Source organism: Erythrobacter rubeus (assembly GCF_014705715.1).
GTDB classification, from domain to species: domain Bacteria; phylum Pseudomonadota; class Alphaproteobacteria; order Sphingomonadales; family Sphingomonadaceae; genus Erythrobacter; species Erythrobacter rubeus.
This window is the reverse complement of record NZ_JACXLC010000001.1, coordinates 1,981,741-2,002,057: the sequence shown is the minus strand read 5'-3', so window position 1 is coordinate 2,002,057 and position 20,317 is coordinate 1,981,741. Positions and strand designations below refer to the sequence as shown.

Below are 20,317 nucleotides of genomic sequence, written 5' to 3'. Positions count from 1 at the left end.
CCCGGTAAGACCTTGCGGTGTCGCCATCCATTCGTCGGGATATCCGTTCACGGCCCACGCATACCCTGCGCGGAATCCGCCCGTCCGGTCCCTGCACTATGGGTTACGCCCCTTGGTCGGCGAATGAAAAGCGATTACAAGCGTTTTCGCCAAATTGAAATCGCGGTGTAGCAGTGGTGCAACACTCCTAGACAGCGCGAATTAACCATCGGTTTGCACGAAATTGCGTGTGTTCTTGCAATCCGGCCCAGGACCCCGGTAACACATTGCCACACCCGGTAATGGCATTATCGTCGCACCTGGCTTCCGGAGAAATTCAATCATGAACGCGTTTTGCTCGCTGCCAACCAACCCCGCCGCCATCGCAGTGGTGGCCGGGATTTCAGTCTTGGCGTTGTCCGCGCCCTTGTCCGCGCCGTTGTCGGCGCAGACGCCGTCAGACCCGGCCGATGCCCTCGAAACGCCCGAAGTGATCGGCAAGATGTTCGATTGCCGCGAAATCGCCGATCCGACCGAGCGCCTCGCGTGTTTCGACCGCGAAGTCGCCAAGGTGTTCGAAGCGCAGGAATCGAAAGAGCTTGTTCTCGCCGAGCGTGAGCAGATCGTCGAGGCCAAGCGCGGGCTGTTCGGATTGAACCTGCCGAAGATCCGGTTGTTCGGCGGCAGCGATGGCGACGATGACGTGAACGAAATCACGGCGACGCTCGCCAACGCCGAAAAGCTCGGCAATGGCCGGCATATCTTCGAGCTGGAAGACGGCGCCCGCTGGATCGAGACCGAAAGCACGACCGGGTTTCGCAGGTTCGGTGCGGGCGACACTATCGTCATCAAAAAAGCCGCGCTGGGCAGCTTCAAGGCGAAGGTGAATAACAAACGCGCGGTAAAGGTCCGCCGCCTCAACTAACCTTTACATCGAACGCGACCGTCATGCGCTCACTCTGGCCGACAGCGCCGAACGGGGTCGTGCCGTGGTACATCGTTGAGGGGAATAGCGCGAGATGGCCGGGTTTCGGCTTGATAGTCGCCAGCGCGGGTAGCTCGAGCCCGAGATCGCGAGGAGGGCGGCCGAGCTCCAGCCATCCTTGGCGCGCTGTCTCGTCTGCGGCGGCTTCAGGTACGACGAGGTAGAGCGCGCTGGAGACGATGCCCGCCGGGTGAATGTGCGATGCATGGTGATCGTCGCCGCCGGCCAGCCGCACGGACCAAGATCCTGCAAGCGACCACGGGGTTTCGCGGTGCCGCAGGAGCGGGTGGGTTTCGTCGAGGGGAGGGAGGTCTGCGCGGTACTCCTTCAACGTCGCGAGGATCGCATCTCGCAGTTCGGCAAAGATCGGCTCCGCACGGTCGAACAGGATGCCGCGGGTCTGGCTGCCTCCGCGCAACGATTGTCCAATAGGCATCGCCGAATTGTCATGCAGCTTGCGCAATTCGCTGGCGGCATCGCTGACTAGGCCTTCTCGTCCGGCGAGGGGGCGGATTTGCACCAGCCCTTCTTGACCATGAAGCCAGTCCGCCCGTGCGTCACCGCTTATGCGCCACACGATGTCCAGCAGCGCCCATGCCGCGATGTTCCATGGGTCTTTTGCCAGTGCCTGATCAAGCAGGGTCTGCGCTTTGCCGGAGTCTTCAGCGCGCAGCCTGTGCCGCGCTTCCTGTATTAGGCGCTGCGGTGTCGAGCTTGCGAGCGAGGCAAAGATCGCTTCGGCGCGGTCCCACTCGCCCCCTGCTCCCGCATGCATAGCTTCCAGAAGCGTGAAGTGCGGCTCGTCCGGGAAGCGGCTTCGCGCCTGCGCTGCAATGTCCGCCGCCTCGCCTGAGCGATCCACCGCCCCGAGCGCATTGCACCATGCGGCAAGGATGTTGGGATCGCGCGGCTGCCTGGAGGCAGCCTTGGCGTAATGCGAGGCGAAATCAGGCTCGCCCGCCGCCAATCTCATCTCCGCCAGTTTGTCCTGCGCGTCGATAAAGCCCGGAGCCTGGTCCGCGATCTGTTGCGCCACGATCCGCGCGCCTTTCCTGTCGTCTACCAGTTCGAGCGCGCGCGCCTTACCGAGCCACAGCCGTGCATTGCCCGGATCACCCTTTATCGCGCGGTCGAACATCGCCAAAGCGGCAGGATCGCCGCGCTCGAGCGCTCTTTGTGCGTTGGTGGCGAGATCGCTGATGGACATGTCCGGGCCAGCGCTAACCACGCTTGCCGTAGCGACACAAGAGCCAGCGGACGCAAGGCGCGCAGCGCCCACCATTTTGCGTCCTTGATTCCGCGCCGCCCCTCCCATAGGCGAGTGGCAAACAGCAACGTTTACGTAAACGAGAGGACACCCCCGATCATGCCCACAGCCTATATCGTCGATGCCGTCCGCACCGCCGGCGGCAAGCGCGGCGGCCGCCTTGCCGGTGTACACCCCGTCGATCTCCTCGCCAAATCGCTCGACGCGGTTGTCGAGCGCAGCGGCATCGATCCGAAAGCGGTCGACGATGTCGTGACCGGCTGCGTCAGCCAAGCGGGCGAGCAGGCGGGCCAGGTCGGGCGCATGGGCGTGCTCGCATCGAAGCTTCTCCCGCAATCCACCCCGGCGGTTTCGATCGACCGCCAGTGCGGTTCTTCGCAGCAGGCGATCCAGTTCGCCGCGCAGGCCGTTATGAGCGGGACGCAGGACGTCGTCATCGCCAGCGGCGTCGAAAGCATGACTCGCGTGCCGATGGGTTCGAACATGACGCTTCACATGAAAGAGGGGCTGGGCAATTACATGTCGCCCGGCGTTCAGGAGAAATATCCGGGCGTGCAGTTCAGCCAATTCATGGGCGCACAGATGATTGCGGACAAGCACGACTTCTCGAAGGAGCAGCTCGATAGCTTCGCGCTCGAAAGTCACATGCGCGCGATCAAGGCGACCGAAACCGGTGCATTCGAAAACGAGATCGTGCCGGTCCAGATCGAAACGCCGGAGGGCGAGGAGATGCACACGGTCGATGAAGGCATCCGGTTCGACGCGACGCTTGAGGGTATTGCCGGGGTCAAGCTGCTCGCGCCCGATGGCAAGATCACGGCGGCTTCGGCGAGCCAGATTTGCGACGGCTCGTCGGCGGTGATGGTCGTGTCGGAAGAGGCTTTGAAGCAGCACGGCCTGACGCCCATGGCGCGCATCCACAACCTGACCGTGACGGCCGGCGATCCGGTGATCATGCTCGAAGAACCGCTCTTCGCGACCGACCGCGCGCTGGAACGCGCCGGCATGAAGATCGACGATATCGACCTTTATGAAGTGAACGAGGCGTTCGCGCCGGTCCCGCTCGCCTGGCTCAAGCATACCGGTGCCGACCCCGACCGGCTCAATGTCCATGGCGGTGCAATCGCGCTCGGCCACCCGCTCGGTGCGAGCGGTACGAAGCTGATGGCGACGCTCGTCCATGCGCTGAAGCGTCACGACAAGAAATACGGCCTCCAGACGATGTGCGAAGGCGGCGGCGTCGCCAATGTCACCATCGTTGAGGCAGTTTAAGTCAAACCCCAGAGAGGAAAGAGAATAATGGAAGTTTCAGCCAATACCCCAGCTGTCGTCACCGGCGGTGCATCCGGTCTCGGCGCAGCCACCGCGCGTGCGCTCGCCGCGAAAGGCGCAAAGGTCGCGATCTTCGACATGAACGAGGAAAAGGGCAACGCCATGGCCGAGGAAATCGGCGGCGTGTTCTGCAAGGTCAATGTGACCAGCGACGAAGACGTCGATGCAGGCTTTGCCAAGGCGCGCGAAGCGCACGGGCAGGAGCGCATCCTCGTCAATTGCGCAGGCATCGGCAACGCGATTAAGACCGCCAGCCGCGACAAGCAGACGGGCGAGATCAAGCACTTCCCCGTGTCGGCATTCGATTTCGTGATCCAGGTGAACCTCATCGGCACCTTCCGCTGCATCGCCAAGTCGGCGGCAGGCATGATGACGCTCGATCCCATCAATGAAGACGGTGCGCGCGGCGCGATGGTCAACACCGCGTCGGTCGCCGCAGAGGATGGCCAGATTGGCCAGGCCGCCTATTCCGCATCGAAGGGCGGCGTCGTCGGCATGACCCTGCCGATCGCGCGCGACCTTATGCGCGAAGGCATCCGCGTGAACACGATCCTGCCGGGCATTTTCGAAACCCCGCTGATGAACGCAGCCCCGCCGCAGGTGAAAGAAGCGCTCGCCGCGAGCGTCCCGTTCCCGAAACGCCTTGGCAATCCGGAGGAATATGCCAAGCTCGCCATGACCATGATCGAAACCGGCTATTTCAACGGCGAAGACGTGCGCCTCGATGGCGGCATCCGGATGGCTCCGCGGTAAACACCCGGCTGGCCCAACCAATCGAAAGCCCCGCTGCGATCCTCTCGCAGCGGGGCTTTTTCGTGTCGGGTGAGGGACCGGCGTCAGATCAGAGTCCCTGACCGCCTGAAATTTCGATCCGTTCGCCCGACATCCAGCGCATATCGCTCGACAGGATCGCTGCCACCGCATCGCCGATCTCCTGCGGCAGACCAGGGCGGCCAAGCGCCGTCATCGCGGAAACGTGCGCGTTCACTTCCGGGTTGTCGCGCACGGCGCCTCCGCCGAAGTCGGTTTCGATCGCTCCGGGTGCGATGGTGTTCACCCGGATGCCGCGCTCGCCCAATTCCTTGGCTGCGTAGCGGGCCATCACTTCGACGGCACCCTTCATCGCCGCATAGGCCCCGTATCCCGGAAGTGCGAAGCGGGCGAGACCGGTGGACAGGAACAGCACCCGTCCTCCGTCGGTCAGCAGCGGAAGAGCGGCCTGTGTCAGGGCGAGCGGAGCGCGGACGTGAAGCCGGTACATCGCGTCGAGATCGTCCAGATCGGTGTCGGCAATCGGCGCATGGTGCGCAGAGCCTGCATTGTTGACCAGAGCGTCGATCGTCTCGCTTCCGAGATTGGAGAGGGCTTCTTGTACCTTGGCCATGAATTCCGCCAGGTCCGTCGTTTCGGCATCGAATGGCAGCATGGCCGCGCGGCCACCACGTTCGCTGACTTCCTGCGCAACCGTCTCGGCCTCTTCGGCGCGGCTGCGATAGGTGCCAATCACGTTCCAGCCGCTCGCTGAAAGAGCCAGCGCCATGGCGCGTCCGAGTCCGCGGCTCGCCCCGGTGATGAGCGCAGTCTTGCCTGCTTCGTCAAGGGTGTTGTTGCGCGCTGTTGCCGGGGCTGCGTTCGTGGGGTTGGTCACCGTTCTTCTCCTTTTCAAAAAAGCCAGTCTCGCTGGCGACGAAAAGAGAGATGGCAGATGCAGCCTTATGATCGTAGACACATTATCTGCATGTGCTAAATGCAAATAGTGCACGAAGTGAATGCGCCCGATCAGATATTCATCCGCGTCGTGGAAGCGGGCAGCCTGCGCGCGGTCGCCGAGGAAATGGGCGTCGATCCGTCCTCGGTCAGTCGGAAGGTCTCTGCGCTCGAGGATCGCCTGCAGGCCAAACTGCTCCGCCGATCGACCAAGCGCAGCGTGCCCACCGAAGCGGGTCTGCGTTATTACGAAGGCGTACGACGCCTTCTGGATGAGCGGGCCGCGCTCGAAGCGGATGTTGCAGGTCTGATCGATGAACCGCGCGGACGCTTGCGGATCGGCGCACCCGTCGATTTCGGAGCGCGCTTTGTCGCCCCGGTCATCGCAGACCTGATGCGCGATGCGCCCGATCTGGATGTCGAGCTGGTCCTCGGTAGCGGTTTCGACGACCTGACGCAGGGCGGGCTCGACGCAGTCGTCCGGATCGGCACACTAACGGATTCCAGCCTCGTCGCACGTAAAGTCGCGGTCGTGCCCAGGGTAATCGTGGGAGCGGCATCCTATTTCGAGAAGCACGGTATGCCATCGACCCCCGCCGATCTGTCCGGCCATCCCTTCGTGTTCTACAGGGGAGGGCAGCGCCGCCTAGTGCTCGATCTGCAAAGCAATGGCCGGAAGAAACGTGCCGAAGTAACCGGGCGGGTGGCGGCGAACAGCGTCACTGCCATTCGCCAGCTGGTCCTGGGAGGCGCAGGTCTGCATCACGGGCCGCTCTGGGCCCTTGAGGAGGATATCGCGGTAGGCCGGGTGCGGATAGCCTTGCCCGATTGGCACACGCCTGCTTTCCCGGTCCATGTGGTCAGGCTCGCGTCGAGCTATGTTCCTGCAAAGGTGCGCGAGTTTTCAGACCGTTTTGCAGCAGCGATGGCGCAAGAGGATACGCTGCGATAAGCCCGATCGATTTCCAAAAAAAGAAACGCCGCCCGGCCTTCGTATCCGGGCAGCGCTTTTCCGTTTTATGCTGCAGCCTTCTGGGGCGCGGTGTCGATGCCGGTGGGAACGATTGTCCCTTGTGCCACGGCCACCAGAACGGGATCGGCATCTTCGCTTTCCGACCAAACATCGGCGCGGACCACGACCTGTCGCTTTCCCGCCTTGACCACGGTCCCCTTTGATCGGAGCCGTTTACCTTTGGCGGGCGCGAGGAAGTTAATCGTATAGCTGCCCGTTACCACATCTCCGACTGCCGAGCTCGCCGCCCAGGCGCACGCATTGTCGGCCATCAGACCCACGATCGCGCCATGCGCGAAACCATGATGCTGGGTCATTTCCGGCCTCACTTCCATCAATATCTCCGCTTCGCCCTCCCAACATCTGACAGGTTCAAGTGCGAGGAAATTGCTGAAACCGGATCGGCCGACGGCGATCTTTTTCATATAATCGAGGACTTGGGCCTCATTGTCGAAACCTGGGCGGGGCATAGGCTATTCCTTTAGTCTGGAAACAAGACTTATATTGATTGCTCTTGCGGATTTCGCCGTCAAGTCTAGGTTTCAGACTATGGAGAGATTCAAGCGTTCTCATTCGCCGTGCCCTGTCGGGAGAGCGTCCCGAATTCTGGGGGACCGCTGGGTCATCCTGATCCTGCGCGAAGCGTTTCTGGGAGCGACGCGGTTCGAAGAATTTCTCCCGAACACGGGCATCAATCGCGCAGCACTCACTTCGCGACTTGCCGCATTGGTCGATCACGGCATCATGGAACGTGATCCGCCCGACGCGCGCAAAGCACAATATCGCCTGACCGAGGCAGGTCGGGAACTTGCGCCGGTCATGGCTGCGATGCGCGACTGGGGCGATCGGTGGATGTTCGCTGAACGCGGTGACGAGCGCCTGCCCTAGATCCGCTTTCCTACTCTGCGCCTCGCTCCTATCGAAAAAAGCGATGAAAACTTGCCAGTCTTCTCATAATGCTTGCTGCGAAATGGAAACTGACACTCGTCCGCCCGGAAAGTCACACTTTGGGCTTGCCGAAAGCGCAGATGTGCGCGGAATTGCGCGGATTGCCGGCGGTTTCCGGTTTTTTCGAAAAGCCCCGCTTGCGCGGTCCATGTCTTACATTCGGAGAGCAGCGATACGATGACCGACTACACCCAGATCCTCGTTGACAAGGACGATGGCATTGCCACGATCACACTCAATCGCCCGGACAAAATGAATGCCTACACCCGCACGATGGGCGCGGAGATCATCGCGGCGATGGACGATATCGACGCCGATAACGACGTTCGCGCTGTGATCTTCACCGGATCGGGCGACCGCGCTTTCTGCGCCGGCGCGGACCTGACGCCGGACGGGGGAGGGCAAGTGTTCGCCAGCGGAGAGGAGGTCACCGACCTGTCCGATGAGCGTGTGCGCGATGGCGGCGGATTGCTCACGTTGCGCTTGTTCGAAAGCAAGAAGCCGCTGATCTCGGCCTGCAACGGCGTGGCGGTGGGCGTGGGCGCGACGATGCAGCTTGCGATGGATATCCGGCTGGCGAGCGAGACCGCGCGGTTCGGCTTTGTCTTCGCGCGGCGCGGGATCGTGCCCGAGGCCGCCTCCAGCTGGTTCCTGCCGCGGATCGTCGGGATCAGCCAGGCGCTCGAATGGTGCTATTCGGGCCGGGTCTTTGGCGCAGAAGAAGCTCAGCAGGGCGGGCTGGTGCGCTCGGTCCATTCGCCGCAAGTGCTGATGAACGAAGCGCGCGAACTGGCGCGGGAGATCGCGCAGAACACCTCCGCCGTCTCGGTCGCGATGACCCGCGCGATGATGTGGCGCCTGATGAGCGCGGACCATCCGATGGAGGCGCACAAGATTGACAGCCGGGCGATCTATCGCCTGTCGCGCGGGGCGGATGCGAAGGAGGGGATTGCGAGCTTCCTCGAAAAACGCCCTCCGCGATACCCGGCGAAGGTCAGCGAGGACATGCCCGATTTCTACCCCTGGTGGGACGAGCGCCCTTACAAATAGCGCGCGGCCGGGCGGGAGGTCTTGCCAATCGCGATGGTTTCATGAGAAACCACTTGGGATGAATGACAAGACCCTAGCAACCGGCGACGAGTGGAGCCTTTCGGGCTTTCTGCCATATCAGCTCTCGATCGCATCCAACGCCGTCAGCGACCTGATCGCCGAGCGTTATCGCAAGCGTTTCGGGCTGAAGGTCACCGAATGGCGGATCATGGCGGTGCTCGGCGACGGCTCGCAGCGCGCGTGCACGCAGCAGGCGCTGACGCAAGTGACGCGGATGGACAAGGTCGCGGTCAACCGGGCGTGCAAGGTGCTGGAAGAGCGCGGATTGATCCAGCGCGTGCCGAACGAGGCGGATGGCCGCTCGCACTTGCTGGAGCTGACGGAGGAGGGCAGCTCGATCCACCGCGAGGTCATGCCGCTGGCGCTGGCGACCGAGCGCGAACTGTTCGATGGCTTCGCTCCGAAAGAGCGCGCGCAGTTCCGCGAATTGCTCGACCGGATGCATGTGCGCGCGGCCTCGCTTGCAGATGATCGGACAAAGTAGGAAGGGGCCGGGCAGGCGAACCTGACCGACCCCTTTTGTCAAGCGAGCATCGTGCGTCGATGCACTCGCATTTCGTTATTAGTTGATGAGCGAGTCCGAGATCGAGCAGGCCGCTGGGCCAAGGATCACGATGAACAGAACCGGAAGAATGAACAAGATGAGAGGCACCGTCATAATAGCCGGCAGACGCGCGGCTTTCTCTTCGGCGCGCATCATGCGTTCATTACGGAACTCAGCCGACAGGACACGCAGCGCGCTGGCAAGCGGAGTACCGTAGCGCTCGGTCTGGACCATGGTCGTCACCACACCTTTGACTGCGTCTAGATCGACACGGTAGGCAAGATTATTGAACGCGTCGCGGCGCTCGTTGAGGAACGACAGCTCGATCGCGGTCAGAGCGAATTCATCACCCAATTCGGGATAGGCCTGGCCTAGTTCCTTAGCGACTCGATTGAATGCCGCATCCACTGTAAGACCAGCCTCCGCGCAGATCACCAGCAGATCGAGCGCGTCGGGCAGGCCCTTCTGGATTTCCTTCGTACGCTTGTCGGCCTTGTTTTTGAGGAACAGTTCTGGGCCTTTGTAGGACAGGAAGAAAACCATCGCGATCGCGCCAAGCCGCGTGAACGGTCCCCAGTCAGGGAACATTTCGGTGACGTAGATTGCGATGAAACCGATGGTCCCGAACACGATCGGGAGGATCGCGCGGGCACCGATGATGTATACTGCGAGTTCCTTGTTTCGATAACCGGCATGGGCCAGCTTTTGCTGGACCGCCTCGAGCTGGCTTTGCTGCAGCACTTTCATGCTGTTCAGCTTTTCTTTGACCTTGTCGGTCTTGTCGGTCTTGCGAACCAGACTGGCGCGCTTTTTCGACCCTTGCGTTACGATTCCGGCTTTCAATTCGTCCCGGCGATCGTTGAGCGATTTGACGCGCTTGGCCATCGGGTCCCTGATCGTGACCGCGGCATAAATCGCCATGACCACCGCGAAAGCGGCCAGACCGGCTAGCACCGTTCCGACGAGAATAACGTCGAAACCTAGCAGTGTTGGTCCTGCGGGTTGTTCGAGCATGGCTGTTTTCCTTCCCGCTTAGATTTCGAAATTGACCATTTTGGCCATGATGAAGACGCCGATGCTCATCCAGACGAGCCCGCCGAGACCGGCGATGATCAGACGGTCTTCGTAAAAGAAGCCCGCGAGGTAACTCGGGTTCACCATGTAAACCATAATAAAGACCACGAATGGAAGCGAGCCGACGATGTAGGCGGAAGCTTTGGATTCCGAGCTCATCGCCCTGATTTTGAGCTTCATTTGGGCGCGCTTGCGCAGTACATCTGCAAGGTTTGACAGCGTCTCGGCAAGGTTGCCGCCGGTCTCACGTTGGATGGCGAGCGTGATGCAGAAGAAGTTGAACTCTGGAATGCCGAGCCGGGTAGCGGTGTCCTGGAGCGAGTCCTCCATTGTTTTACCGATTTTGATCCGTTCGACGACGCCCTTGAATTCTTCACCCACCGGGCCGGGAATCTCTTGCGCAACGACGGCGAGCGTTTCGGTGACTGGAAGGCCTGATCTCAGGCCGCGGACCAGCAATTCGATCGCGTCTGGAAACTTCTCATTGAATTCGCCCGTACGCTTCTTGATGAAGAAACCGAGCACCAGGTGCGGAAGACCTGCTCCGATGAATAACCCAACGCCAAGCGAAAGCAGAAGCGCTCCCGATTGGAGGAAGACCGCCATCGCCACGACTATTGCCAAGCCAGCTGAAGCATAGGCATACTGGGTGAGCGTCCACTTTTTGCCGCTGCGATCGAGGCGGATCTCGAGCGCTTCGAGACGTGAGCTCGAACCGGCAATCCGGTGGGCCTTTGGTTTACGCGCAGCGATGGCTTTCTTTAGCTGGGATTCGACCTTGGTATCGGTGCTTTCGGAATGGCGATAGCGCAGTGCATCAAGCCGGCGCTTCTGCGCCTTGCCGGCTCCGGAACCAGTGACGAGCAGATAGCCCACAACGATCACGGCGAATATCACGCCAGTAACGAGCAGAGTTTGGGTAAAGTCCATGCTAATGCTTCCCGCCAAGTTCCTACGTTGCGCCGCTTTTTTCGCGGCTTAGCCTGTGAACCCCATATAGGGCTCGCCGCGCCATCCGTATTCTTGCGTCAAATTACGAATAGCGCAGTGAAAAAGCCGTCTATTCAGCCGGTTCTTTCGCTTCAGCCTTGTCCTTTTTCGCCAAGAGCGACTTGAGGTCGAATGCGCCAAGTAGCGATTTCTTTTCTTCGGTGATGGACGCCAAGTCTTCCTCGCTCGCGCCCATGATCCGTTCGCCGATCTGGCGGATCACCGAGCTTGCCTTGCTCGACCGGCTGGCATCGGCAAACACTTGACCCAACTTGGCTGCGTTTGCAGCGGCCTTGGCGTCGTAAGGAATTACGAAATCGATCTTGCGTTCGATTGAGGCTTCGAAATCTGCCTTGCTGATCTCGGCAACACTCGACTGCACCTTGTTAGCGACGATCATTGGATGAGCGTGTGCGGCGTTTGTCTTGAGCCACGACAGCACCCGAATGGTGTCACGCGCCGATGCAAGCGTGAGTTCGCAGGTCAGCACGACCAAGTTCACGTCCGCAAGCAGGTGCGGGAAGTTGATCAGCATGTTGCGCGGCATGTCGATGACAGTCATTTCGAACGCCTGGCGGAATTCTTCCTCCAGCTGAACGAAAGCTGCCCCGTCGGTCATCAGCGGCTGGCTGATCGGAGCTTCCGCTGAGAGGATCGAGAGCTTTTCATTGGCGCGCGTCATGGCACGTTCGATGAAAAGCCCGTCGATACGGCTCGGATTGTCGATTGCATCGGTCAGACCGCGACCCGGTTCCAGATCGAGTGCGAGCGCACCGGTCCCGAAGTGGATGTCGAGATCGAGCAGCGCAGTCGGCGCATCGTGCTCGCTGCTGAACAGCCACGCAAGAGAGGTTGCCAGCGTCGAGGCACCGGCCCCGCCGCGTGTGCCCACGATTGCAGTCGAGATATGTTTCTTGACCGCTTCGCCATCACCCGCTTTTGGCGAGGTAAAGACAGCAAGCGCCTGATTGAGTGCATCGTGGACTTGCTGGGCGTTCAGCGGCTTCAGCAAGTAGTCGTGAATGCCGCTCGCGATGAGATCGCGATAAAGACGGACATCGTTGACCTGGCCGATCGCGATAACCACGGTTCCGGGCTCGCAGACCTCTGCCAAGGCATTGATGTCATTCAGCGGATCTCCGCTTTCCGACAGGTCGACCACGAGGATTGCAGGGCTCGCGCTGACCGATAGCGACTGGATCGCGTTGCGGAGGCCGCCCTTGTTGCACTTCTCGGTTTGCCAGCCCATCTCGATAACGACCGGACGAAGAACGTCGAGGGCCGCATCATCGCAGATATAGGCTGCAAATGCGTCACGATTTCCGGGGAGACCCGATTTCCATGGAGCGTTCATTACTGCTGTCCTCCTTGAGCGTTCTGAAGACCGCCAGCACCCGATGGCGGCGCTTCGCGATAGGTGTCGATCGCTTTTGTTCCTGTGGCGATCACGGTCTCGCCGGTGCCTTCCTGGCCTTTCAGCAGGTCTTCTGGATTTGCGACCATTGCAGCCAGATTGCTGTTGTTAGCGCAGCCGAAATTGGGGCTCATACCGTTGGTGTAATTCATGTCCGAGTGCGCGGACCACTCTGGGCAGCCCGGTACCGAGGCGGTCGAGCGGGTGATAACAACGCGCGCCTGGCCCGGCTGAAGAAAGCCAGCCGTGGTCGGAGCGACCGGTTCGACGATCAGTCCGTACCGTCCTGCGAGCTCACTGACCGCATCGGTGACAGCAGGGCTGTTCGATGGATCCTCAATCGTGACCCTGTCGCCATAGCGAAGGTCCATGGTCTCGAACCAGCCATTGAGACGCGTCTGTTCCGAGACTGTCAGTCCTTGGGCAGTGGTGTTTACGTCGAGTGTATAGTTGGTGCGTTCGACCACCGGTTGCTTTGTGCTGTACAGCGACGTGTTGCTTGGCATTCCCCCGCAGCCAGCAACAGCCAGCCCGATCGAGAGTGCAAGAGCATGGAGCGGCGCTTTGGCCAGTTTGCTTTTGAATGCTGTGTGCATTGTTCTTACCTTTCTCGAATTAGAGGCTGAAGCCGGGAGCCGCAGCGTCTGCCGAGCGGTCCTTCTTGCGGTTCTTCTTGTCTGCCCGGCGCGGATCTTTCGGCGCATTGTTAGGCACGATCGCAGCTGGATCGACATTGCCGACATCCGGGTTCGGTGCATCCTGATCCTTGGCGGTGGGCATTGGGCGTTGTTCGCCCGACACGCCGGCATTGTCCCGATACCCGATGAACTGCTCTAGCTCGTTGGCAGTACGGAAACCGTCCGTTGGCAGCTTGATGTCAGATGCGTCGACCGGTTTCACGAGATACGGCGTGACCACGATCACAAGCTCTGTCTCGCCCTTGCGGAAGTCTCTTGACCGGAACAGGTTGCCCAAGATTGGAATATCGCCGAGGCCTGGGGCCTTATCCAAAAGATTCTGAGAATTGCCACTCATCAGACCGGCGATCATGAAGCTTTGGCCCGAACCAAGCTCCACAGTCGTTTCGGTCCGGCGAACAGTAAGCGCTGGCACCTGGAAACCATTGAGTGTAACCGCGCCTTGCGACGACAACTCGGATACCTCAGGGCGAACTCGCAGAGAAATCCGACCGTTGGCCAGCACTGTTGGCGTGTAAGCGAGGCTCACGCCGAAATCGCGATATTCAATAGCAACGTTGCCGAGGCCCTGGCTGATCGGGATCGGGAATTCACCGCCCGCTAGGAATGTGGCCGTTTCGCCCGAGAGCGCAGTCAGGTTTGGCTCGGAGAGCGTAGTTATAAGACCTAGGGTTTCCGATAGGTCGAGCGCGCCAAGCACGTCGAGCCCGAAAAGACGTCCCAGACCGCTGATTGTTGTGCCGTCAGTCGAGTCGATCGCAGTCCCAGGCGTCGTGATTTCTTCGAACAGGATTGCGCCAGTCTGCGGGTCTGTCGCAAAAGTCCCATCCGGTCTTAGCTGTGGCACTCTGTTTACTAGACTTGCGGCCGCCGCGCCGCTTCCAGTTGTTAGAGGACCGCTAAAGTTTACGTCACCATTTGTGAAGTTACGGCCTGTGCCGATTCCGCCTCGGAAACCGCCGGTGCCTGCATCGAAGGTTGCAAGGTTGCCCCCGATCTGACGAACGAGGCTGCGGCTGACTTCGGCGAATTTGACCTGTAAGTTAACCTGCAATGGCGTAGCTGTTTTCAGGCGTGTGATGACGTTCGCCTCTTCACCCAGGAAAGCCTGCACGAGGCGTTGCGCCTCAGCTGCATCTTCAGGAGCCGCGACAGTGCCGGTCAGCAGCACTGTGTTGGTGCCCATTGTGGCGATGTTCACCTTTGCCTCTGGCATGGCGAGGGCCATCATCTGGTCAACGCTGCCGATATTCGAACCGACCCGGATATTTGCCGAGAAAATCACGTCGCCCCGAGCGTTGCTCGCATAGAGAGTAGTTTCACCGCCAGCCTTACCGAAGACGTAGAGCTGGCGCTGAGATTTCACCTGAACGTCCGCGATGCCATCATTGGCGACGAAGACATCTGCCATCGATCCTGGGATCGTTATGAGCTCGCCCCTGCCGATCGACAGAACGATGTCTTGCGACGGGCTCACGACCTGCTGCGCGATCGCAGTGTTCATCGGGACAGCTGCCAGAGGCGCTGCGGCGATGGAGGCCAAAAGCAATTTGGCGGTAAGTTGGCGTGTCATTTTCCGACCCCCCCTGGGATTCCCTGTTTCCGCAAAAGCGGTTTTCAAGCGGTGTTTGTGACGAAGCATCAGAGTTCTCCTTAGCGCACGAGCGGCGCGCCGGACCGGCTAGATACCGGTACCTCGGTCGTCGTCTTGCCGCGCGTCACGCGCACTGTCGGACCGGTGTGAATGACGATGCCTCCCCCATCACCCGTGCCAGCATTGCTGCGAGCGATTGCTGCGGCTGTGCGCGCTTTCAACTCTTCCTGTTGACGGAATTTCGACACATCGAGTGCGGTCTGCCAGGTCTGCTTGCCATCGACCGGGCGAGCCAGCGCGCTGCGCAGGATACGCTCTTCTTCTTCAGGTGTTGCGTCTTGAGGGATGTTGATGTCGCCATTGGCGATGGCGCGGTCCAGTTCAGCCTGGTTGTCCGCAATCGAGCGCAGGACCAGGCTAAGCGTGCCCATGGTTTGGGCGACGGCTACTTGCTCGGCCAGTTTCGGAGTGACTTCAAGCGTTACTGTGCTGAAAGCGCGGACAACGGTCTTGCCTTCTTCATCCTGACCCGTCTCCGTCGATTGGTCAGTTGCGAGTACGCGAAGGTTTTGCAGAATTGTTTCCGCGCCTTCGAGCGAGCCTTCGGCGACAGCATTGTCAACCGCTTGCGTCAGGACCAGGTCGACTCGGTCACCCGGGAAGACGAAGCCTCCAACACCGGTGCGTGCCGAAACAGGAACAGTGACAGCGCGCATGCCTGGGCCGAGAGCCGCAGCAAGAAAGCCGCGGTCACCGGGGCTGACGAGCGAGCCCTGCGTGACCGGCTCACCGGCGGTGACCGGGAAGCGCACGACAGTACCGAGCAGCTGGTTCACATCGGACTCGCCATCGATGAAATAGGCGTCCTGAACCAGCTCTTCGGGCCATTGCTGATAACCGAGTGCTTCTGCGGTAACGATAGTACCCGCAGGCAGAGCGCGGTTGGCAACAAGAACTTTCGGTCCTGTCGGTTCGGGGGCCGCGACGGCCTCCGGTGCAGAACCTTCGGCAAACATGCTCCGCGCAGCAAAAGCAGTGCCGACCGCGATGATCAGCGCTCCAAGCAGCAGAACCAGCTTCTTCCTATCCATGGCTATTCTAGCCCCCTCGTTTCGGCCCGACAGAATGATCGGGCAGGTATGGTTTCAGTGCGTACGTCTGAATTGGTTAAAATGAAGTTCACGCGACCGGGATGTCGCTTGGAAGATAGTTTACGGCGAGCGCCCAAAGGCCGCCGACTGCGATCGCCACCCCGTAAGGAATCGCAAGCTTCTCCTTTTGGCGGCGCAGAAAATGCCAGCCGCCCATCACGATGGTCAGAACGCCCCCAACAAGCGCCATGACGATCAGCAACTGCATGAACGCTGTCGGCTCAATCCAGAGAGCGAGCGCGGTGAGCAGTTTCACATCGCCGCCGCCCATCATTCCAAGCGCGAACAATCCCGCCAGGATCGCGAAGGCTACAAATGCGATACCGATCTGCCACGCTACATCGGGCCAGATCGACAGGCCGCTGGTCCACCAGAACAGCGGAGCGCCGAACGCGATTGCAAGATTAAGTTTATTGCTGATCTGCCGGCTGCGGATATCGGTGAATGCGGCAACGAGCAGCGCAATTGCCAAGGCAATCACCAGTCCGTAGTGAAGATACGTCGTAAGCATGTGCCCCCCGAGATTAACTGCCGGACTATCCCGCAGATCCTCTTGATCGGTGTGCTACAGGTGAGTGCTTACCAAATAGTAACCACGACAAACGGTCAGGCATTAGGCACGTGAGCAAAGCTTCTTCAGTTACCAGCAAGCCCGCTGCGAAAACGGTCATCGACCGGCGTATAATTCCGCCGACTGCCAATGAGGCGATCTGGGAGACTCGCGACGGCCACAGGCTTCGCCGCATTGACTGGCCAGGAGGTGCCGAGCGGGTTCGCGGGTCGATCCTGTTCCTTCCCGGACGCGGGGACAATTACGAAAAGTATCTCGAAAGCCTGGAGGAATGGCACCGCGCCGGCTGGCGTGTGACCGCCGCCGATTGGCGCGGACAGGCGGGCAGCGGAAGGCTGGGCAAGGACGCAGTCACCGGGCACATCGAGGACTTTGGCATCTGGATCGAGGATCTGGGTGAATTTTGGGAGTCGTGGAAAGCGGAGACGCCGGGCCCCCATGTGCTTGCAGCGCATTCGATGGGCGGGCACCTGGTCATGCGCGCGCTTGTCGATAAACGAGTGGATCCGCAGGCCGTGTTCCTGAGCGCGCCGATGCTCGGCATGAACGGGCCGCCGCTTCCCTTGCCGATGCTCCACGGCGTCGCGACCATGATGACCAAGGTCGGTGATCCAACCCGGCAGGCGTGGAAGTGGAGCGAGAAGCCGGGTGAACTTCCGACCGGGCGGGCAACGCTGCTCACCCACGATCCGGATCGCTATGACGACGAGCAATGGTGGCGCGACCACCGCCCGGAGCTGGTGATGGGTCCTGCAAGCTGGCGCTGGGTGGAGCGTGCCTATGCGTCCTGGCGCGAGCTTGAAAAACCGGGCGCGCTCGAAAGCGTGGCCACACCGGTGCTGATCGTGTCGACCAGCGCGGACAAACTCGTCAGCCATCCTGCCAATGTACGCGCTGCCAAGCGCCTTCTTGGCGGGGAGCTCGTGGAGTTCGGGGACGAGGCGGCGCACGAAATCCTGCGCGAGGTTGACGAGGTGCGCGGCGCGGCGATGCAGGCGATTGCCGAGTTCCTCGACAAGCACGCCCCGGCGAGCCCTGCCTGATAGCAATGGCGCGCGCTCACTACGATTTTGCCGTGATCGGTGCTGGCATGGCCGGCGCAAGCATCGCGGCCGAGCTGGCGCCGCATGCAAGTGTGCTCGTGCTCGAAGCAGAAGATGCACCCGGATATCATTCGACCGGCCGCTCGGCCGCTTTCTGGGAGGAATGCTATGGCGGCCCGGGTGTCGTTCCCCTGACGCTCGCATCCGGAAACTACCTGCGCGAGCACGGCTTTCTTTCGCCGCGCGGCGCGCTCTATGTCGGCAGGCATCAGGACCGCGGCAAGCTCGACGCATTTGTCGAATCCTTTTCCGGCACCGGCGTGACCATTCAGCGTCTGGGGCGGGAGGAATTGACGCAGCGGGTACCCCACATGCGCGAAGAGTGGTGCGATGCGATCTGGGAACCGGCTTGCGCCGATATCGATGTCGCGGGGCTGCACCAACACTACTTGAAAGCGGTGAAGCAGGTGGGTGCAAAGATCGTCTGCCGCGCCCGCGTGGCGTTGCTCAACCGGACCGCCGAAGGCTGGGAAGCCATCACCGAGCGCGGCGATAGCTACTCTGCCACCACCATCGTCAACGCTGCCGGCGCGTGGGCGGACAGTGTGGCAAGGCTGGCAGGAGCACGTCCGCTCGGTATCGATCCGAAGCGCAGGACAGTTGTACAGCTCCGCGTTTCTCCGGAAGCTGTGTCCGACCAGCCGCTGGTGCTCGACATCAATGGCGCGTTCTATTTCAAGCCCGACAATGGCCGCCTCTGGCTGAGCCCGCACGATGAGGTCCCAACCGAAGCATGCGATGCCTCGCCCGAAGAAATCGACGTCGCCCGGGTTATCGACCGGTTCCAGCAAGTGACCGATTGGGACATCGAGGCGGTGGAGCGTCGCTGGGCGGGTTTGCGCAGTTTCGCCCCCGACCGTCTGCCGGTCTATGGGCCCGATCCTGAGATGAGCGGCTTCGCGTGGTTCGCAGGGCAGGGCGGTTTCGGAATTCAGACCGCGCCAGCAGCTGCCCGGCTGGGCGCGCAGATTATGCTGGGGCAAGGGGCGGATGAGCTGACATCACAGATCGACCGCGCGGTTTACAGCCCTTCGCGCTTTCATGAGGCAGCAATTCTTGCGGGCGGCTAGTCAAACCTTTTCGAATCTGTAAGGTGAGGCGCGAGTTTCGATAACCAAGAGAGGGAATGTCAGAATGGCTCACAAGTTCGAGATCTATAAGGACAAAGCAGGCGAGTTCCGTGTGCGCTTCAAATACAATTCGGAAATCATGTTTTCGACCGAAGGTTATTCGAGCAAGGACAGCGCGAAGAACGCGATCGCTTCCATCCAGAAGAACGGTCCGGGTGCGCCTGTCGAAGACAACAGCTGAGCCTTGGCCTGATCACTGAAACGGGCGCGCTCTTTGCGGGGTAGCGCCCGTTTTTATTGCGATGCTTGTTCTTCGCCTTCTGCGATGGCGGCACGCTCCGCCTCATCGCTCGCAAGTTGATCGACGCGCTCGTTTTCCGGGTGACCGTTGTGGCCCTTCACCCAGTGCCAGTCCACCTCGTGGCGAGCGGACACATCGATGAGTTCGTGCCATAGATCGGCATTGCGCACCGGCTTCTTGCTGGCCGTCACCCAGCCGCGTTTCTGCCAGCCATCGACCCATTTCGTAATGCCGTCGAGGACGTATTTGCTGTCCGAATAGAGATCGACCTTGCACGGCTCGATCAGCGCGCCGAGCCCCTTGATGACGGCGGTCATTTCCATGCGATTGTTGGTCGTGTCACTTTCGCCGCCGGACAGCTCTTTTTCGTGCGCGCCCATGCGCAGCAGCGCGCCCCAGCCGCCCGGGCCGGGATTGCCCTTGCAGGCTCCGTCAGTGAAAATCTCGACTTGCTTCATCGGGCGCTTCATCTGTTCGTCTCTAGGTTCGGTCAAACAGCTTTTCGCCTAGATCGTCATAGACGTGCCATCTTGCAACAAATTGCATCGGATCCTTCCTCGTCACAAGCGCATCGTCCGGCGTGTCGAGCCAATCTTCGGCACGGCTCGCGACGAAGCGCAAGGCGGCGCCCTTGGCAATTTCCGGAAGCAGTTCGCGCTCTTGAGCGCCGAGCGGCCGCACGCTCTCGTATCCCGCGATTAGCGCCGCACCGAGGTCGGCGCGGTAGCGGTTCTCGCGGTCGAAGCACCATGCTGCGTGCGTGGTCGCGAGATCGAGCGCCATGGAGCCGGTGCAGGCGAAGTAGAAATCGATCAGGCCGGTGACCTGCTCGCCCAGCATCAGCACATTGTCCGGGAAGAGGTCGGCGTGGATGCTGGCGTGAGGCAACCGAGACAGATCGAGCTCCGCCGCAGCGCGGGCAGGCCCGAGCATGGAAGGCAGACCGGGATCGATCCGGGCCAACCGATCCGCGCCGCATCGCTCGAGCAAGACAAGGTTGTCGGGAAAGCTCATCGTATTGGTGCGGCTGCGTGCGAAGTCCCTGCTTGCAAGATGCATGTCGGCGAGCACTCGCCCTACCGCGCCAGCCTGCTCGGGGCTCGGCTGTGTGGGCGAAACGCCCGGCAGGAATTCTATTAGAGCGACGGCCTTGCCCCGCTTCATCCGGTACGCAGATCCATCGCGGTCGTGGATCGTGCGCGGCACCGGACAGCCTTTTTCGGACAAGTGATCGAGCAGACCGAGGAAATAAGGGAGATCGGAAAGCTCGATGCGCCGCTCATACATCGTCAGGATGTAGCGCGCGCCCGTTCCCTCCGGGCCCGTCGTTTCGATGAGCCAATTGGAATTGGACACGCCTTCCGCGATACCTTTGGCGGAGACCAGCGCGCCGACATCGTATTGGGAAATGAGTGCGGAAAGCTCCTCAGCGCCAAGATGCGTGTAGACCGCCATGAGCGCGTGCTT

At 60.9% G+C, this 20,317-nt stretch carries 22 protein-coding genes; 10 read left to right on the top strand and 12 right to left on the bottom strand.

The features are described from left to right. Positions 1–322: 322 nt before the first annotated feature. Positions 323–904 carry a hypothetical protein gene (locus tag IB285_RS09890; RefSeq protein ID WP_190788017.1) on the top strand — a complete coding sequence of 194 codons (582 nt, stop codon included), beginning with the start codon at positions 323–325 and terminating at the stop codon, positions 902–904. Here the strand turns inward: IB285_RS09890 and IB285_RS09885 are convergent. Next, positions 897–2,171, bottom strand: coding sequence for a 2OG-Fe(II) oxygenase family protein (locus IB285_RS09885; RefSeq protein ID WP_234033113.1), 1,275 nt, complete (start codon positions 2,169–2,171; stop codon positions 897–899). The genes IB285_RS09890 and IB285_RS09885 overlap by 8 nt on opposite strands. Before the next feature lie 159 nt (positions 2,172–2,330). Here IB285_RS09885 and IB285_RS09880 point away from each other — a divergent pair, with 159 nt between their 5' ends. Together IB285_RS09880 and IB285_RS09875 are read left to right on the top strand one after the other, a co-directional pair. Further along, positions 2,331–3,503 (top strand): acetyl-CoA C-acetyltransferase, encoded by a 1,173-nt coding sequence (locus IB285_RS09880; protein WP_190788015.1) that lies wholly within the window; start codon positions 2,331–2,333, stop codon positions 3,501–3,503. Between the two features lie 27 nt (positions 3,504–3,530). Then, the gene (locus tag IB285_RS09875) at positions 3,531–4,316 is read left to right on the top strand and encodes an SDR family NAD(P)-dependent oxidoreductase (RefSeq protein WP_190788014.1); all 786 of its coding nucleotides are present in this window, start codon (positions 3,531–3,533) and stop codon (positions 4,314–4,316) included. An 88-nt stretch (positions 4,317–4,404) separates the two neighbouring features. On the opposite strand, the gene IB285_RS09870 is transcribed toward IB285_RS09875, so the two are convergent. After that, the gene (locus tag IB285_RS09870; RefSeq protein WP_328705878.1) at positions 4,405–5,211 is read right to left on the bottom strand and encodes an SDR family NAD(P)-dependent oxidoreductase; all 807 of its coding nucleotides are present in this window, start codon (positions 5,209–5,211) and stop codon (positions 4,405–4,407) included. A 99-nt stretch (positions 5,212–5,310) separates the two neighbouring features. Here IB285_RS09870 and IB285_RS09865 point away from each other — a divergent pair, with 99 nt between their 5' ends. Further along, positions 5,311–6,222, top strand: a complete 912-nt coding sequence (locus IB285_RS09865) for a LysR family transcriptional regulator (RefSeq protein WP_190788013.1) — start codon at positions 5,311–5,313, stop codon at positions 6,220–6,222. A gap of 65 nt (positions 6,223–6,287) precedes the next feature. Here the strand turns inward: IB285_RS09865 and IB285_RS09860 are convergent, their stop codons facing one another. Further along, positions 6,288–6,752 carry a PaaI family thioesterase gene (locus IB285_RS09860; protein WP_190788012.1) on the bottom strand — a complete coding sequence of 155 codons (465 nt, stop codon included), beginning with the start codon at positions 6,750–6,752 and terminating at the stop codon, positions 6,288–6,290. Positions 6,753–6,831: 79 nt separating this feature from the next. Here IB285_RS09860 and IB285_RS09855 point away from each other — a divergent pair, with 79 nt between their 5' ends. The 3 genes from IB285_RS09855 (at position 6,832) to IB285_RS09845 (ending at position 8,824) form a co-directional block, all read left to right on the top strand. Further along, positions 6,832–7,170, top strand: coding sequence for a winged helix-turn-helix transcriptional regulator (locus tag IB285_RS09855; RefSeq protein WP_190788011.1), 339 nt, complete (start codon positions 6,832–6,834; stop codon positions 7,168–7,170). A 237-nt stretch (positions 7,171–7,407) separates the two neighbouring features. After that, positions 7,408–8,280 carry a crotonase/enoyl-CoA hydratase family protein gene (locus IB285_RS09850; protein ID WP_190788010.1) on the top strand — a complete coding sequence of 291 codons (873 nt, stop codon included), beginning with the start codon at positions 7,408–7,410 and terminating at the stop codon, positions 8,278–8,280. Positions 8,281–8,338: 58 nt separating this feature from the next. Further along, positions 8,339–8,824 (top strand): MarR family winged helix-turn-helix transcriptional regulator, encoded by a 486-nt coding sequence (locus IB285_RS09845; RefSeq protein ID WP_190788009.1) that lies wholly within the window; start codon positions 8,339–8,341, stop codon positions 8,822–8,824. A 78-nt stretch (positions 8,825–8,902) separates the two neighbouring features. Here IB285_RS09845 and IB285_RS09840 read toward each other — a convergent pair whose 3' ends face one another. The 7 genes from IB285_RS09840 to IB285_RS09810 all read right to left on the bottom strand — a co-directional run bounded on the left by IB285_RS09840 (position 8,903) and on the right by IB285_RS09810 (position 16,316). Next, on the bottom strand, positions 8,903–9,898 hold the full coding sequence (locus IB285_RS09840) for a type II secretion system F family protein (RefSeq protein WP_190788008.1): 996 nt from the start codon (positions 9,896–9,898) through the stop codon (positions 8,903–8,905). 18 nt (positions 9,899–9,916) lie between these two features. Next, positions 9,917–10,888, bottom strand: coding sequence for a type II secretion system F family protein (locus IB285_RS09835; RefSeq protein ID WP_190788007.1), 972 nt, complete (start codon positions 10,886–10,888; stop codon positions 9,917–9,919). 130 nt (positions 10,889–11,018) lie between these two features. Further along, the gene (locus tag IB285_RS09830; RefSeq protein WP_190788006.1) at positions 11,019–12,302 is read right to left on the bottom strand and encodes a P-loop NTPase family protein; all 1,284 of its coding nucleotides are present in this window, start codon (positions 12,300–12,302) and stop codon (positions 11,019–11,021) included. Continuing rightward, complete coding sequence (locus IB285_RS09825; RefSeq protein ID WP_190788005.1) at positions 12,302–12,958, bottom strand: CpaD family pilus assembly protein; 657 nt, start codon at positions 12,956–12,958, stop codon at positions 12,302–12,304. The genes IB285_RS09830 and IB285_RS09825 overlap by 1 nt, the downstream gene beginning before the upstream one ends. 19 nt (positions 12,959–12,977) lie before the next feature. Next, positions 12,978–14,633, bottom strand: a complete 1,656-nt coding sequence (locus IB285_RS09820) for a type II and III secretion system protein family protein (RefSeq protein ID WP_190788004.1) — start codon at positions 14,631–14,633, stop codon at positions 12,978–12,980. 80 nt (positions 14,634–14,713) lie between these two features. Then, entirely contained in the window at positions 14,714–15,745 is a 1,032-nt protein-coding gene (gene cpaB / locus IB285_RS09815; RefSeq protein ID WP_190788003.1) for a Flp pilus assembly protein CpaB, read from the bottom strand. Positions 15,746–15,833: 88 nt separating this feature from the next. After that, positions 15,834–16,316 carry an A24 family peptidase gene (locus IB285_RS09810; RefSeq protein ID WP_190788002.1) on the bottom strand — a complete coding sequence of 161 codons (483 nt, stop codon included), beginning with the start codon at positions 16,314–16,316 and terminating at the stop codon, positions 15,834–15,836. A gap of 110 nt (positions 16,317–16,426) precedes the next feature. Here IB285_RS09810 and IB285_RS09805 point away from each other — a divergent pair, with 110 nt between their 5' ends. The 3 genes from IB285_RS09805 to IB285_RS09795 all read left to right on the top strand — a co-directional run bounded on the left by IB285_RS09805 (position 16,427) and on the right by IB285_RS09795 (position 18,790). Next, positions 16,427–17,419, top strand: coding sequence for an alpha/beta fold hydrolase (locus tag IB285_RS09805; RefSeq protein ID WP_190788001.1), 993 nt, complete (start codon positions 16,427–16,429; stop codon positions 17,417–17,419). Positions 17,420–17,424: 5 nt separating this feature from the next. After that, entirely contained in the window at positions 17,425–18,549 is a 1,125-nt protein-coding gene (locus IB285_RS09800; RefSeq protein ID WP_190788000.1) for an NAD(P)/FAD-dependent oxidoreductase, read from the top strand. Between the two features lie 64 nt (positions 18,550–18,613). After that, entirely contained in the window at positions 18,614–18,790 is a 177-nt protein-coding gene (locus IB285_RS09795; protein ID WP_190787999.1) for a YegP family protein, read from the top strand. Positions 18,791–18,843: 53 nt separating this feature from the next. On the opposite strand, the gene rnhA is transcribed toward IB285_RS09795, so the two are convergent. Then, positions 18,844–19,308, bottom strand: coding sequence for a ribonuclease HI (gene rnhA / locus IB285_RS09790; RefSeq protein ID WP_190787998.1), 465 nt, complete (start codon positions 19,306–19,308; stop codon positions 18,844–18,846). Positions 19,309–19,330: 22 nt separating this feature from the next. Next, the gene (gene thrB / locus IB285_RS09785) at positions 19,331–20,305 is read right to left on the bottom strand and encodes a homoserine kinase (protein ID WP_190787997.1); all 975 of its coding nucleotides are present in this window, start codon (positions 20,303–20,305) and stop codon (positions 19,331–19,333) included. Positions 20,306–20,317 lie beyond the last annotated feature (12 nt).